Annotated in this window: 14 protein-coding genes and 2 pseudogenes; 10 read left to right on the forward strand and 6 right to left on the reverse strand. The window is 42.5% G+C overall.

The features are described 5' to 3' along the window. The first annotated feature begins 127 nt into the window (after positions 1–127). From hrpB to BWD47_RS18255, 8 genes are all read left to right on the forward strand, one after another. Positions 128–2548: an ATP-dependent helicase HrpB gene (hrpB, locus tag BWD47_RS18220; RefSeq protein ID WP_075594448.1), complete on the forward strand. Its 2421-nt coding sequence runs from the start codon at positions 128–130 to the stop codon at positions 2546–2548. A 151-nt stretch (positions 2549–2699) separates the two neighbouring features. Continuing rightward, positions 2700–3143 (forward strand): acyltransferase, encoded by a 444-nt coding sequence (locus BWD47_RS18225; protein WP_371915647.1) that lies wholly within the window; start codon positions 2700–2702, stop codon positions 3141–3143. A gap of 126 nt (positions 3144–3269) precedes the next feature. Next, complete coding sequence (locus BWD47_RS18230) at positions 3270–3737, forward strand: nuclear transport factor 2 family protein (protein WP_075594438.1); 468 nt, start codon at positions 3270–3272, stop codon at positions 3735–3737. A gap of 292 nt (positions 3738–4029) precedes the next feature. After that, positions 4030–4620 carry a transcriptional regulator BetI gene (gene betI / locus BWD47_RS18235; protein ID WP_036966541.1) on the forward strand — a complete coding sequence of 197 codons (591 nt, stop codon included), beginning with the start codon at positions 4030–4032 and terminating at the stop codon, positions 4618–4620. Between the two features lies 1 nt (position 4621). Further along, positions 4622–6085, forward strand: a complete 1464-nt coding sequence (gene betB / locus BWD47_RS18240) for a betaine-aldehyde dehydrogenase (RefSeq protein ID WP_075594439.1) — start codon at positions 4622–4624, stop codon at positions 6083–6085. Beyond that, positions 6085–7755 carry a choline dehydrogenase gene (gene betA, locus BWD47_RS18245; RefSeq protein WP_075594440.1) on the forward strand — a complete coding sequence of 557 codons (1671 nt, stop codon included), beginning with the start codon at positions 6085–6087 and terminating at the stop codon, positions 7753–7755. The genes betB and betA overlap by 1 nt, the downstream gene beginning before the upstream one ends. Positions 7756–7884: 129 nt before the next feature. Then, positions 7885–9102: a choline transporter gene (locus tag BWD47_RS18250; protein ID WP_075594441.1), complete on the forward strand. Its 1218-nt coding sequence runs from the start codon at positions 7885–7887 to the stop codon at positions 9100–9102. An 11-nt stretch (positions 9103–9113) separates the two neighbouring features. Beyond that, positions 9114–9821: a TorF family putative porin gene (locus tag BWD47_RS18255; RefSeq protein ID WP_075594442.1), complete on the forward strand. Its 708-nt coding sequence runs from the start codon at positions 9114–9116 to the stop codon at positions 9819–9821. 61 nt (positions 9822–9882) lie between these two features. On the opposite strand, the gene BWD47_RS18260 is transcribed toward BWD47_RS18255, so the two are convergent. Genes BWD47_RS18260 through BWD47_RS18270 form a run of 3 tightly spaced genes read right to left on the reverse strand, consistent with a single transcriptional unit; the run spans position 9883 to position 12238 of the window. Next, positions 9883–10098, reverse strand: coding sequence for a hypothetical protein (locus tag BWD47_RS18260; RefSeq protein WP_036966555.1), 216 nt, complete (start codon positions 10096–10098; stop codon positions 9883–9885). Positions 10099–10147: 49 nt separating this feature from the next. Next, on the reverse strand, positions 10148–11038 hold the full coding sequence (locus BWD47_RS18265) for a dienelactone hydrolase family protein (RefSeq protein WP_036966557.1): 891 nt from the start codon (positions 11036–11038) through the stop codon (positions 10148–10150). A gap of 48 nt (positions 11039–11086) precedes the next feature. Continuing rightward, complete coding sequence (locus BWD47_RS18270) at positions 11087–12238, reverse strand: hypothetical protein (RefSeq protein ID WP_075594443.1); 1152 nt, start codon at positions 12236–12238, stop codon at positions 11087–11089. A gap of 126 nt (positions 12239–12364) precedes the next feature. Between BWD47_RS18270 and BWD47_RS18275 the strand changes: the two genes are divergently transcribed. Then, complete coding sequence (locus BWD47_RS18275) at positions 12365–12829, forward strand: MarR family winged helix-turn-helix transcriptional regulator (RefSeq protein ID WP_036966560.1); 465 nt, start codon at positions 12365–12367, stop codon at positions 12827–12829. Positions 12830–12915: 86 nt separating this feature from the next. Further along, positions 12916–13665, forward strand: coding sequence for an RIO1 family regulatory kinase/ATPase (locus BWD47_RS18280; RefSeq protein WP_036966563.1), 750 nt, complete (start codon positions 12916–12918; stop codon positions 13663–13665). Positions 13666–13698: 33 nt separating this feature from the next. Here the strand turns inward: BWD47_RS18280 and BWD47_RS20295 are convergent. From BWD47_RS20295 to BWD47_RS18290, 3 genes and pseudogenes are all read right to left on the reverse strand, one after another. After that, positions 13699–14277: pseudogene (locus BWD47_RS20295) on the reverse strand (family 43 glycosylhydrolase); the annotation flags it as partial. Between the two features lie 21 nt (positions 14278–14298). Beyond that, positions 14299–15111 carry an RICIN domain-containing protein gene (locus BWD47_RS20300; RefSeq protein WP_256719428.1) on the reverse strand — a complete coding sequence of 271 codons (813 nt, stop codon included), beginning with the start codon at positions 15109–15111 and terminating at the stop codon, positions 14299–14301. Positions 15112–15312: 201 nt separating this feature from the next. After that, positions 15313–15594, reverse strand: a pseudogene (locus BWD47_RS18290) (IS4 family transposase); the annotation flags it as partial.

A 15594-nucleotide genomic window follows, 5' to 3' on the forward strand; every position in this document is an offset into this window, starting at 1 on the left:
CATAGAGTGTTACATGCCTGCAATATGTACTGGGTTTTAAGGAAAACCTTGTAATTCTTTCATTCAATGAGAGGCTGTTCATTGTTTTTTGATACAATGGGCAAAAAGAAAGTAAGAGATGCCAGACGTGCTGCCAGTTGAAGATATTTATCAATCCCTGCTAACAACAATAAAAAATAACCCTATGGCCTTATTACAAGCACCACCGGGCGCAGGTAAATCAACATGGCTGCCACTCACATTAATGCGTGAAGGGCACTTTAAACACATTGTCATGTTAGAGCCAAGACGTCTGGCTGCACGTAATATTGCCCAGTATTTGGCGAGCCAACAAAACGAAAAAGTCGGTGAAAGTGTCGGTTTGCGTATTCGAGGGGAGTCAAAAGTGAGCCCCGCCACTCGGCTTGAGATTGTCACCGAAGGTATGCTGACCCGTATGCTGCAAAACGATCCTGAGCTAAGTGGCGTTGATTTACTTATTTTTGATGAGTTTCATGAGCGTTCAATTGCTGCAGATACCGCGCTTGCCTTTGCCCTTGAAACGCAAGCGGCATTGAGAGACGACTTAACAATATTACTGATGTCGGCCACCTTAGACGGTGAGCGGTACAGTGAGTTTTTTGACTGCCCAATAATATCCTCTGAAGGGCGAAGTTACCCGATTGATGAAGTGTATATTCCACTCAAAGACGAAAGCCGATGGCTCGATGATATACTCGCAATTATTAAACAAGCGCTCAATGAGCAAGCTGGCAGCGCATTAGTTTTTTTACCCGGACAGCGCGAAATATTACGGGTGCAGCAAGCACTAAGCGACCTTGCAGATCAGTGCGAGGTGTTTACTTTATTTGGTGAACAAAACAAAGCAGAACAACAAGCTGCAATCGCCCCTACAACGAAAGGGAAGCGTAAAGTTGTGTTGACCACCAATGTAGCTGAAACCAGTTTAACCATCGAAGGTATACGTATTGTAATTGACAGTGGTAAGCGCCGTGCAGCCAGCTTTAATTTAAAAACCGGTGTTACAGAGCTTATAACGCAAAATATTTCGCGCTCATCGGCGGTGCAGCGAGCCGGTCGCGCAGGGCGTATTGAACCGGGCGTGGTGTATCGCTTAGGGAGTAAGCAAACCTTTGAGCGTCGCAATAATCACGACGCACCTGAAATTCTCACCAGTGATATTAGCCAGTTATTACTTGAGGCAAAGCAATGGGGCGCTTCACTTGAAGAGCTAAGCCTGCTTGATGTACCAAGCACGCAACAAATTAAGCAAGCAACAGCGCTGTTGAAAATGCTGGAAGCCATAGATGAAAATGACAAGCTGACACCGCTTGGCAGTCAAATGCTCAGCTTTGGTGCCGATATTCGGTTGTCACATATGCTGATTAAAGCACAAAAATTACAAGTAACGATGCCAGGCATATATGAGCTAGCGGCGTATTTAATCGCCTTACTCGAAAGCCGCATAACGATGCCTGCCGATCTTAATTTGGCGCTGCATAGCCAGCATACAAAGCCGCATCCCGTGTTTAAACAGCAATTAAATTATTGGTTATCACGTTTGCAATTGAAAGCAGCCTTTGAGCTTAAAACGCAATACCTTGCCTTGCTGGTGGCGTTTGCATTTCCTGACCGATTGGCGAAAAAACGCGGTAATGGTTACTTACTTGCTAATGGCGCAGGTGCTGATTTAAGTGAAGAGTTTTGGCATAACGATGACTACATTGCCATTGCCAGCATGGGCGGCCATAAAGGGAGTCGCGTATTTGCTGGCGTGGCGTTTGTGCCCAGTGAACTTGAAGATGAACTCGGCCATTTATTCACATCGCAGACGCGATGTGAATACGACGAAAAAACAGGACGTTTCATCCATCAAGATGAAGTAAAACTAGGGGCTATCACAGTATCAAGTCAGCCAAGTAAACAGCCGCTTGATAAAGCTCAGCGCACTCAAGCGTGGTTAAACTTATTTAGCAAGCATGGTTTTCAGTTATTTAATGAGCAAACTGACAATGAACAGTTACTCACTCGTATGAGTTTGGCAAGCACGCTGTTGCCAGAGTCATTTCCGACCATTAATCGAGACGAACTACGTGCACATAGCCAATGGTTAGCGCCTTACCTGAGTGATATTAAAAATCTTGAGCAGTTAAAAAAGTTTAATTACGGCGAAGCACTAAAAAATTGTTTTGATTGGCAGCAACAAAGTGCATTAAATGAGTTACTGCCATTGCGTTTAACTGTGCCAAGTGGCTCTAATGTAAGAATTACCTACCAGCTCGATGGCCCTGCAAAGCTGAGTGTGCGTATGCAAGAAGTGTATGGCATGACCAGCACACCTTTGCTTGCACAAGGTAAGTTACCGTTATTAATGGAGCTTTTATCACCTGCAAAACGGCCTCTGCAGCTTACTCAAGATTTAGCGAATTTTTGGCAAACCAGTTACCGCGACGTACAAAAAGAGATGAAAGGGCGTTACCCAAAACACTTTTGGCCAGACAACCCAGCTACGAGCCAAGCAACAAATAAAGTAAAAAGTAAAATGTGAAGTAAATAGCAAGCCAAGCGAGTAGCGGGGCTTTATAGTGACCCATCTAATTAAGTTTGCCATGGTCATAACCCGTTACAATTTCCTGCATTGTATAGGTTTCGTTTTTACTGTCTCTTTAGTAGTCTGATAAGGTCAATAGCAAAAGAGAATGCCAGTGTCTACGCCTATAACCCTAGCTCAATACGTTAAAAAACGCACCGGTGTGCCGCTGGGGCATAAAGACTCGATGCGTAATATGCTGAGTCGTTCGTTAGGTGCAAGTTCGTTTTATTTATTTTGGCGTTATTGGAATCCCATTTGGAGCTACTACTTATCGCGCTACGTGATGAAACCCAGTAATGAGGTGCTGCCAGTTTGGTGTGCTGTACTGGTAACCTTTGCCGTTAGCGGCGCTTTACATGATTTAGCGGTGAGTATAGTAAAGTTAAAACCGGTGTTCTTTTTTACTCCCTGGTTTAGTGTCATGGCTGTGGTGGTGCTTATTACTCAATTTAGTCAATTACAGTTTAGCTTTGCCCCCTGGTGGGTAAGGGCGCTCGCCAACATTAGTTTTGTGGTGCTGAGCTATTGGTTGACGAGCTTACTGTTTTAAATGCTTTAAATATAATGTGGTTATTTTAATACTCAGCCGCAGTGTCTTTAACTAAGTAATTGCTAATTACAGTCTTTGTCGTTATTTTAGGTTTAAGATTAATAGAATAACGAACAAGGAATAACAATGAAGCATCTTTATTTTTTAGCTATTTGCCTGCTTAGCGCATTTAGCAGCCAAGCAAAGCAAGCTAACCCGGAGCTCGCAGCGCTGGCACAGCAATACTTTAATACCATGGTCGCAACGCAAGCGCCTAACGCCACTAAAAAAGAATTAGAGGCCTTTTTAGCTTTATTAACAGACGATGTAGCAAACCAACATTTACCTTATCAAACTGATGATTCAAGAGAGCCAGATGGTAAAGCGATGATGCGCAAAGGGATGACTTTTTACCTTGGTGCACACACTGAATATCAAGCCAACTTACTAGATACCTTCATTTTTAATGACTCAGCCATTGCGTTGCGTTACACCCATCACGCAAAAGGTATCCACCCGCAAAATCAGCAAGCCATTGAGTACACGCAAACCATCATGGATGTACTCGAAATAGAAAATGGCAAGGTAGCCGTTATTCGAAAATACCATGAATGATCTTAGCTGTACTTTTAACGTATCGTGAGCGCTTGAATAAGCGCTTTTTTAATAAAAACAGCCCGCAAAAAATAACCTCCGTTTCCTACTTATTTGCCTAAATTCATACTTTTTAGACTTTATTTTGCATAAATTTAAAACTTTTTTATATCTCGAATAATAAACTGAATAACAGAGGCTTAGCTAAACTTTAGTGGATCGGTTTTCGGGTGTTTACAATTTGTCAACCTTGAATTGGCAAATTGATTACCTTACCATTTATTTTAATTGAACGTTCAATCAATAAAAAATTATGCCGAAAGTTGGAATGGAACCTGTTCGCCGTCAGCAGTTAATTGACGCCACAATTGAGTCGGTTGCAGAGCTTGGTTTGCAAGGCACCACCATAAATAGCATTAGTAAAAAGGCCGGCTTATCGTCGGGCATTATCAGTCATTATTTTGGTGGTAAGCAGGGCTTGATTGAAGCCACTGTGCGTTATTTATTGTCGAGCTTAAAGAGTGCTTTATTGAATCGAGTAACGCAACAAACCAGCCCTGAGCAACGACTGATGTTTATCGTTGAAGCAAACTTTTCGCGTACTCAGCAGCAAAGCAATAACACCAAAACCTGGTTGAGCTTTTGGGCGCATTCAATGCACGACGCTCAATTGCATCGCTTACAAAACGTTAATAGTAAACGTTTGTTTAGTAATTTATTGAGCTCATTCAAACAGTTAATGAGCGATAGCGATGCTAATTTAGCTGCTGAGTTAAGTGCAGCCATGATCGATGGTTTATGGTTAAGAGCCGTATTAAGTAAGTCAGACCAAGATCAATTTGAACATTGTGAGCAATTAGTAAAAGACTACATTCGTTCACTAATAAAACAGTATGGAGCCTAAAATGACCACACCTGTTTACGAAAATTTTATAAATGGCCACTTTTTGAAGAATCAAAGTGGCGATACCTTTGCGGTAAAGAACCCAGCGACAGACGAGGTGATTTATCACGTTGAAGTGGCCGATGAGTTTATTCAAAACGCCGCTATTGAAAGTGCGAAGCAAGGCTTTGCTGCTTGGTCTGCAATGACCCCGATTGAGCGTAGTCGCATTTTATTAAAAGCGGTGTCTATTTTGCGTGAACGTAATGATGAACTAGCAAAAGTTGAAGTGCTTGATACGGGTAAACCATGGCAAGAAGCTGAGTGTGTTGATGTAGAAACTGGCGCAGACGTGATTGAGTATTTTGCTGGTCTTGCGCCTGCTCAAGTAGGTCAGCAGCAAATGGTCGGTAATGACTTTTATTACACGCGTAAAGAACCTTTAGGTATTTGTGCGGGCATTGGCGCATGGAACTACCCACTGCAAATTGCGTGTTGGAAATCAGGCCCCGCACTCGCTGCAGGTAATGCGGTGATTTTTAAACCATCAGAAGAAACCCCACTGGGTGCCATTAAACTTGCTGAAATATTTATCGAAGCAGGTGTACCAGCAGGTGTATTCAATGTTGTACAAGGGGCTGGTGAAGTAGGTCAATGGCTAACAGCAAACCCAGACATCGAAAAAGTGTCGTTTACGGGTGAAGTAGGCACAGGTAAAAAAGTGATGGCAAGTGCTGCGGGTTCACTAAAAGACGTGACCATGGAGCTTGGCGGTAAGTCACCGCTGTTAGTGTTTGATGATGCCGATGTTTCACAAGCGGTAAGTGCCGCAATGCTAGGTAACTTTTATACTCAAGGCGAAGTTTGTACTAACTGTACACGAATTTATGTGCACAAAAATGTGTATCAGCAGTTTATTGATGAGCTGAAAACACGCACTGAGCAAAATATTATTGCTGGCGACCCAATGGATCCTGAGGTGAATTTAGGGGCGCTGATCTCTAAAAAACACCAAGAGTTGGTGCTTAGCTATATCGATAAAGGTATTTCAGAAGGGGCGACGTTATTAACCGGTGGTAAGGCTTTATCACCTGCCTCAGCACCGAACGGCTATTTTGTAGAACCGACCATTTTCGTTGATTGTAAAGACGACATGACCATTGTTAAAGAAGAAATCTTTGGTCCGGTAATGAGCGTATTAGTCTTTGATGACGAAGACGATGTGATTCGCCGTGCGAACGATACTCACCTCGGTTTAGCTGCGGGCGTGTTTACGAAAGATATTCAACGTGCCCACCGTGTTATTCACCAATTACAAGCGGGTATTTGTTGGATTAATAGCTATGGTAACTCACCAGCAGAAATGCCTGTAGGCGGTTATAAGCAATCGGGCATTGGTCGCGAAAACGGCATTGAAACACTTGAACACTACACCCAAACAAAATCGATTTACGTGGGTATGAGCAATATAGAGAGTCCATTTTAATGAGTACACAGAACTATGATTACATCATAGTCGGTGCAGGCTCAGCAGGCTCCGTGTTGGCTAACCGACTATCAGCAGACCCTTCAAACAAGGTGTTATTACTTGAAACGGGTGGTAGCGATAAAAGCATCTTTATTAAGATGCCTACAGCGCTGTCAATTCCAATGAATACTGATAAATATGCATGGCAGTTTCACACTGAGCCAGAGCCTTATTTAGATAACCGCCAAATGCACTGTCCTCGCGGGAAAGTTTTAGGTGGTTCGTCATCTATTAACGGCATGGTGTATGTCCGAGGCCATGCAAAAGATTTTGATGAGTGGCAGCAGCATGGCGCTGAAGGTTGGGATTACCAAGCCTGTTTGCCTTACTTTAAACGCGCTGAATCGTTTTATTTAGGGGGAGATAGTTACCGTGGTGATAACGGCCCATTAGGGGTTAATAACGGTAATGAAATGGCGAACCCTTTATACAAAGCGTTTATCAAAGCGGGCCAACAAGCAGGGTATGCTCACACCGATGATTATAACGGTGCACAGCAAGAAGGTTTTGGGCCAATGCACATGACTGTGAAAAATGGTGTGCGCAGTTCGGCAAGTCGCGAGTATTTAGACCCCGTTAAGTCACGTAAAAACTTAACCGTGGTAACCGGCGCATTAGCTGAAAAAGTATTGCTTGAAGGTAAAAAAGCAACGGGTGTTGAATTTTCTTTATCGGGTACTAGACAGCAAGCGTTTGCCACAAAAGACGTTATTTTAAGTGCCGGTCCAATTGGCTCGCCGCATATTCTTCAGTTGTCTGGTATTGGCGATAAAGAGGCACTCGCTAAAGCGGGTGTAGAGGTTAAACACCACTTACCAGGTGTGGGCAAAAACTTACAAGATCATTTGGAGTTTTACTTTCAATATAAGTGTAAGCAGCCAATTACTTTAAATGGCAAGTTAGGGCTTATTTCGAAAGGCTTAATTGGGGCGCGTTGGTTATTAAACCGCTCAGGTTTAGGGGCGACGAACCACTTTGAATCGTGTGCGTTTATTCGCTCAAAACCGGGTGTTGAATGGCCGGATATTCAATATCACTTTTTACCAGCAGCGATTCGCTACGATGGTAAAAGTGCCTTTGATGGGCATGGCTTCCAAGTACATGTTGGTCATAACAAACCAAAAAGCCGTGGTGAAGTAACCATTAAGTCGGCTGATCCTAGCATTGCACCCAAAATTCAATTTAATTACTTACAACACAAAGATGATATTGAAGGCTTTAGAGCTTGTGTTCGATTAACCCGTGAAATCATTGAACAAAACGCTTTTGACGCGTATCGCGATGATGAAATTCAACCGGGTAAAAATGTGCAAAGCGACGAAGAAATCGATGCATTTGTTCGTCAAGCGGTCGAAAGTGCTTATCATCCTTCGTGTTCGTGCAAGATGGGTGAAGACGAGATGGCAGTCGTTAACTCGCAAACTCAAGTACACGGCATTGAAGGTTTAAGGGTCGTGGATTCGTCTATCTTCCCAACCGTTCCAAACGGAAATTTAAATGCGCCTACCATTATGGTGGCAGAAAAAGCGGCAGATCTAATTTTAGGTAAGCCTTTATTAACGGCATCAAGCGCAGATGTTGCTATGGAAAAACAATGGCAATCAACGCAGCGTAGTTCGGAGATTTAATAAGGCCACCCGCAGTGTCGGCTGTGGGGCTTGCAGTGGCGCGCATCATAAGTTGTTTGTGATGCGTTAATGCGAGGGAAAAAATGGGAGAAACAATGAAGTATTATTACTTATTTTGGGGGGGTAACTATGACCTTATGGCTTAGTGCTGGCATCATTTTTACCCTATTAGCAATTGCGGTTATTTTATTTAAATGGGGTACTGTAAGGTGTGTAGGTGTCACACCGGTGAGAACATTTACGTTCATAGCAATTTTATTTACATCAGGCCTAGACGTTGGCTTGATTATGTTTCCACTGACAGAGTTTGCAGGTTATGCAGACATAAAAGCAAGCCCAGAGTATGCGTTTGCCAATCCATTAGCCATTGAGTTTGGTTTTTGGGGCTTCTTGATCTGGGGATTTTATTTCCTTACGTGCTTTTATTTCTGTGTAATAGAACCCAAAGTGAAGTTTTTTGAGATCGCTTGGGTAAAACTAATTAATAACATCGTTATTATTGGTACATGCGCATTTACTGCATTTTTACTACTGTCGAACCTACCGTGGTATTTACCTTCATTAGGTGATGGTGAGTCAATTATTCCGACTTTCTACTTACTGGTGTTTGCAGCAATCTGTTTTGCTGTGTACTCGAGCACTGATATTAAATATGTGCGCTTTTTAAGTATTTCTACAACATGGTTGTTTATCGCATTAATTGCGTTTATGTGGGTCGGTGCCTTTGTTGGCTCTGAAGCGCAAACATCAGCATTTGTTGATAACTTAGCGTTAATAGGTGGCTATTTTGGCAACATCGATGAGTTTGTATTACCCCTAAATGATTACCATGCTTTTTATCTATTTTGGTGGTTTGCGTGGAGTATTATGATTGGTCAATTTACGTCACGTTTTGTAGGTGGTTTAAAAACCTATCAAGTACTCGCTGCAATGTTAATTTTTCCGTCTATTCCTATCGCTATTTGGTTTAGTGTTTTATACCAGTACCACGAAGCGGGTATTGCCACTGCGGGCCTTAAAAACATAGCGATGGTATTTGTTGGTGTGGTGTTTGTGATTAACTCACTCGATTCTTTGATCCGTTTATACACAGATAATCTAAACTTAACGGTGAAGCGTTTAGGCAAACTTAATTATATTGCCTTAAATGTGGTTGCGCTTTCATTACTGACTCTGCTGTTTAAGTTCGACTTTTTACAGATCCAATGGGTTGGTGCGTTAGTTATCGCGTTATTTTTCGGCTGCGCCGTGTTTATTGGCTACAGCAAATATAAAACCGTGAAAAACATCGAAGGCTCGCCAAAAGACAACAAATTAGATTTTACAAAAATAGAAACAGTTAGCTAAGGGAAACCAACATGACAACAAGACAAACAGTATTAGCAATAGCGTTGCCATTGGCACTACTTTCGACATCAGCGATGGCTGACTTATCTACCACCGTTACACTTGCATCTGACTATACCTTTAACGGTGTTAGTCAAACGATGAACGACCCTGCCATTCAGGGTAGCCTAGATTATGCCTTTGCAGATTCAGGCATGTATGTCGGTACGTGGGCCTCAAATGTTGATTTTGGTGAAGGCACCGACATTGAATGGGATGCTTACTTAGGTCATTTTGTTGAGCTCAATGAGGCCCTCAGTGTTGATTATGGTATTGCATATTACTCGTACCACGGTGAAGATTATTCTAGCGATGGTAACTACTTTGAAACCTACGCTAAATTTGGTTATACCAACAGCTTAGGTTTCACAGAGTTGAACTTTTGGTATGCATGGGATTATTTTGGTACCGATGCAGGCCATGTGATTTCTATGATTGCCCACACGGTTGAAATTGCGCCGAATCATGCGATACGTGCAAGCTTTGATATTTCTAACTCGTTAGATGGTAATAAATTTGCGTGGGATGGCAACGATAAATCTTATAACCATTATCGTTTGGCGTACCAAACTAGTTTTGCAGGTTTTGACTTTGAGCTTGCAGGTGAAAACACCAGTCTAGACTGGGATACTGCCGATGAGCGTATCGTCGCGTCTATTTCGCGCAGTTTTGATCTGTAAAAAGAACCCCCTCTATTTATCAAAACGGCTAACCTAGGTTAGCCGTTTTTAATGCTGATAATTAAAACTCTATGCCTTCGTGTTGCATGGCCAAGTCATCAAGCTCGGCTAAGGTATAATCAAACCCTGAGTTATCCGCTTCATAGCGAATCTTCACGCCAAAACCGCCTTGGCATAGGCTGGCTTTAACATTAGCCACAGACCAGTGTCTGAGTTTATTTAAAAAGCGGTTAGCGGTTTGTTGAGAGTCAAAGCGATAACGAACCTCTGATTCCATGTACTTATTAGCCTTTAAATTTTTTCGAGAGTGTATGTAATTGCTCCGCTTAAATCAATTGCTCGTTAAAAAATGCGAGTGTGCGTTGCCAAGAAAGCTCTGCCTGCTTTTCATCATAGCGTGATGTTGAATCGTTATGAAAACCATGGTTTGCTTTCTCGTACATATGCATCGTGTAGGGGACTTGGTGAGCTTTTAAATCAGCCTCATAATCTGGCCAAGTCTCATTCACACGTGTATCGAATTCAGCTAAATGTACCAATAACGGTGCTTTGATGTTTTTTCTAAGCTCTTTAACCGCGGGAGTACCATAGTAAGGCACGCCTGCATTAATTAACGTGCTGTCGACGGCGGCTAAGTAATTCACCATATAACCCCCAAAGCAAAAGCCCACAGCGCCAAGTTTGCCATTGCTGTTTGGGTGTTGTTTTAAGTACTCTGCTGCGGCGACAAAGTCTTGCTGAATTTTTTCTTTATCCATTGAACGCTGCATTGCGCGGCCTTCATCATCGTTACCAGGGTAGCCACCTAACGGGTGCAACGCATCTGGGGCAAACGCAATAAATCCTGCTTTGGCAAGGCGGCGAGCGACATCTTTAATATAAGGATTAAGCCCACGATTTTCGTGAATAACGAGTACAATAGGGCGCTTAGAGGTTAAATTTGTCGGTTCGACTAAATAGCCTTTACCCTCGCCATGCCCTTTAAAGGAGTCGAAGGTTTTATAGCTGGCTTTTATGTCTGGGTCGTTAAAGGATACTTGCTCTGCTAAGGCGTAATTAGGCAGTAGAGCACTACTTAATACTGCCATCGAATAACCAAGAGCAACAAGACCACCGAGTTTTTTCATAAAAGTACGACGGTCTATCAAGCCATGGGCATATTCGTCGTACCAATCGAAGGCTTCTTGGGGAATGTGGTTGTGGCGTTGCTCAGTCATACTTATATCCTTTAAAAATGAATTCAGTTTATAACTTTAGACTAATTATCAGTGATTAAAAGCCTGTTCTTTTGTTTGCTTTATGACATCGATAAAACGGCGCTGCCAAATAGCGTTGAATGCTTTATTGAACAAGTATAAGAATATTAAAGGCATTAATAGCAGCTTTAAAATAAGCAACGACAAAATATTTAAAAAGTCGATAAACAAGTCTTCAACGGTGGCCACCATATTACTAATGCCCGAGGTGACGGTGTCGATAATTTTACTCACTTGTGATGATGAATCGTGGTTAAGCGACGCATTCAGGGTGTCAAGTTGCTCGTTTAAGGCGTCTTTTTCTTGATTAAGCGCCATTTGTTGTTCAAGCACAGCATTAAACTTGGCGGTGAGTTGCTGCTTTTGATCGAGTAATGGTTTTGCTTTGGCTAGTTCTTTAAAAGTGATTACCTCAGATAAACTGCGAGTGGCTTGAATCGCTTCTATTTTTTTGTCGAGTTCAGCCATTTGTAGTTTGAGCTCGGTCGCTTGCTGGTGGTTTTTAATTTGCTGATCATTAAGTAACGATAGCTTGTCGAAGAGGGTCTGTTTTTGACTGTCGACTTCGGCTTTTAGCTTTGCTGACAGTGCCGACGTTGTGCTGGCATTATTATTTACGGTAGCCACTTTTTCGCTGACTTGCTCACTTTGTTGGTTTATTTGCTCGTCTAAAAATACTTGGCTTACCAACCCCGTCGTTAGCACCACCGCAGGAACTAAAAAGCGAATAAGGATCAGGCTCGCCATTAATTTATGGCGAAGCGTTGGGTAAAAATCACGCCACTCACAAATAAGGTATGCAATTACTGATACTGTAAAAACACTGCTAAATATGATGCCGGATGAAATCGTGTATAAAATTCGCTGTAAAAATAGTGAGCCAATGGCAAGACGCATCGCATCCGACATGTACTCCGCTAAATCGTTGACGGGGTCAAGTAGCTGAGCTGGTTGAATACTGGCTATACCAATACCGACTTCGGCGGATTGTAATAAAGAAATTGCCGCATTGACGGTACGTGAAGACGCATACACAAGAGTCGATTGCAGCAGGGCGCTGTCAATAAAGCTCATAATATACTGCTGAAACTGTTCTAACCAACACAGTAGTAACAGTACTATGAGGCTTAAATACTTGATAATATGTTGTTTACTTAGCATAACGCCCTCTGAAATTTGTACGCTTACCTACGCTACACTAATCATAGGCGTTGAAGCAATGAACTCAGATTGAATTATTTTAGTGGTTAACGGTCTATGAATGACGATTAACTGCGGTGAGGAACTATGAAAGAACCTGTATCTATTGGGCAATGCCGTATTGAAGACTTAGATCCCGTTCAAGATCTCGGGCGATTGGTGTCGTATTTGCGCTCTAATTTAGTGACTCACCTAGACTGTGCTCTAAAAAGTAAAGAACTGACTTCGGCACAATACATTGTGGTGGTACTGCTTGCTCGAGGAAAAGTAACAACGTTGGCTGAACTGTGCGAGCACATGGTGTATGACCGTGGTGCCATGAGTCGCCTATTAAGCCGTTTAGAAGATAAAGGGTTAGTGGCTAAACAGCAGTCAATAGAAGATCGCCGTTCAACCATTTTATGCCTTACAGAAAAGGGCAAACAGCTTTATCCTGAGATACTGCCCACCGTTAATGATATTTACCGTGAGGCATTAGCGGGCTTTTCTGAGGATGAGAAAAACCAACTTGCCAGCTTACTCTTTAGAGCGATTCATAATTTAAAAGCATAAATTTCTCTAAGCGGTACATTGTCGCTGCCGTGTCGTTTTGATAATATAGTTGCCTAGGCATTTAATTTAATAAATACCGGGTTGTTATGTTTGAATCATCGTTACTCGCTCAGCTTCAAGCTCAGTTTCCATCACATCAATTTAGTCGTGAAGGCTTGTCTGTATTGCATACAGGGCGCTTTGCCAATGCAATTGTGTATCGTTATAAAGACGCACAACACGATTTAATCATTAAAGATTTTCAGCATAGCCCGTGGTGGGTTAGAAAAACCATTGCTCCACTGTTTATAAATCAAGAGTACAAGGGATTGTCACGGCTTAAAGGTGTTGACGGTGTGGTAGACCACTTTTGTCGTTTATCGCCTATTGCCATTGCCTATGATTTTATTGAAGGTACACCACTAAGGGAGCTTGCATTGCAACAGCAGCAATTACCGCGCGACTTTTTTAAAGAGTTTGAGCGTTTAGTCGCAAAAATGCATCGCCACGGTGTGGTGCACTTAGACCTGCGTAATCTGGGTAATGTGATTTGTTCACAAGATGGTAAGCCCTATATCATTGATTTTCAGTCAGCAATTCGGTTTGCTCGTTTTCCGCGTTGGTTGCAGCGCTTTATGCGAGGGGCTGATATGAGTGGGGTTTATAAAGCATGGCAAAAACTAGCAAACGACTCATTACCGCAAGCAAAAGCGGCGTATTTGCATGACTTTAATCATGTTCGTAAACGCTGGATTTTTAAAGGATACCCGCTACAGCGAGCATATGTGTGGGGTAGTGGCGTTGTCACACAAATTTTAAACTCTGACTTTATTCGCAGTATTTTTGAAAGGTTCTAAAAAGCGCGTTTGCACGCGCTTCATGAAAGAAAGCTAGTATTTAGGCCACCCATTCGCATCCCAATTAAGTGTGCTAATAAGCAGCTTTGGTCTGCCATTGTCACCCGCATCATATGCATGGCGCACAATCACATCGGTATTAAGGATATCTTGTCCACCTGGACCGACCCACTGGCTGTTACCTGCATCAAGGATACTACCGCCCCCTGATAGCATGTTGTTACCATTTTTATCAAGGTAAGGGCCACGGATATCAGTTGAACGGCCGTATGCAATTCGATAGGTACTGTTAGTACCTTCACAACACTTACCCATAGAAACGAATAAGTAGTAGTAACCTTGGCGATAGATAATAGTAGGGGCTTCAATACCACCAGAGCGACTCGCTAATGAGTAAATTTCGCCAAAGGGTTTCATGGTCATTGGGTTAATGCGCGTAAGCTTGATCCCTGAATTCCATGAGCCAAATGTAAGCCAAGGCGCACCATCTTTAGCCACGATTAAATCGGGATCAATCGCGTTGTAATTATTGCTATTTGTGGTGTTGATCACTAAGCCATCATCACGCCAATTGCCTGCGGCCACGCTACTGGCTGATGCTAAACCGATGGCACTGACTCGTGAACCAAATGTCTAAATAGCGTAGTATAACCAACTGCGATTATTGTATCGTTTTAATTCAGGCGCCCACACATCTATTCCATCATGATCAGGTACATAGTTGCCCCACCAAGCAAGTCCGTTTGGAAAAACAGGTAAAGCATCATTCCAATCTACGCCATCACTTGAGTATTTGCCGTAAATACCGGGACCTGTTTGAAAAATCCACCATGTGCCATTTTCGTAACCAATAGTCGGATCATGGGTCACTAAACTGCCTGTTAATGGCCAGTGATTGGCTGCACCATTGGTGGTCGATGGGTCAAAAGGAGTGGATTCTACATTGGCGAGTTTAGTAAGTTGCCATTGCTGAGCATCACTGCCATTGTAGCTCCACTGACTAATATTCGCGCCATCATTACCATTAAATTCATATAAGTCGAGTGCTTTACCGCTGTGATCATTGATAAAGCTATAATAGCCACTGCCTTCTTCATTGATTTGCCAGTGCTGACTGGCAATGTTTGCATACTCATATTGTACAACGTTGCCTCCATCGTCAGTCGAGAAATCAAATACTTCGAGAGCTTTACCACTGTTCAAGTTAATGACCGAATAATTACTGCCGCCAATGTTGGTAATTAGCCAGCGCTGTGTATCGTGGTTCGTATTCCCCCATTGACTCACGTTTGCGCCATCATTGGTTTGGGCGTTAGCAACTTCGACAAGTTTTTCACTGTATTTCGATTTAATCGTATAGACGCCGTTATCAATGGCATAGGCACTCGGTAACAGCAAACTGGCGGCTAATCCGATAACGCCGACTGTATTTTTAGAAAGTATCATTGTGTCTCCAAATCATTGTTTTTGAGCTTTTCTTGGTGTGTTCTGATCCTTGGATTAGTTTGAAGGAATCAAACTATTTATAATACTTTATTATATTATTATTTTTGTAAAGGTTTTGGTGAAATAAATTAACAAATAATTTACTTAGTGGCGGTTAGAGAGGGAAGTTATAAAAAAGCCACTCAGTGAGCTGTCTCTTGATCACAACTTTTCACCGAGAGACATTGCTAATTCATAGCCTTCAAGGATGGTTTGAAGTTTAAACCATCCTTGCCATAACACGTTGACAGATGCACGCCCTGTGCGCTTGGTATCTTTCCAGCCTCCTAGCTTTGCCAGTTCTTGATACGCCCATGACATATTTGGAGCGGTTGAAGGCAATGGTGTTTTTATTCTCTTTAACCATAATAGCTTCCATGCTTTGGGAGATAACAGTTGTTCACAACTTGGAGAGTCTGGCTGCTCATTGGCGAACTTTAGTTG

Origin of the sequence: Pseudoalteromonas sp. PAB 2.2, from assembly GCF_001938575.1 — a bacterium.
Taxonomy (GTDB): Bacteria; Pseudomonadota; Gammaproteobacteria; order Enterobacterales; family Alteromonadaceae; genus Pseudoalteromonas; species Pseudoalteromonas lipolytica.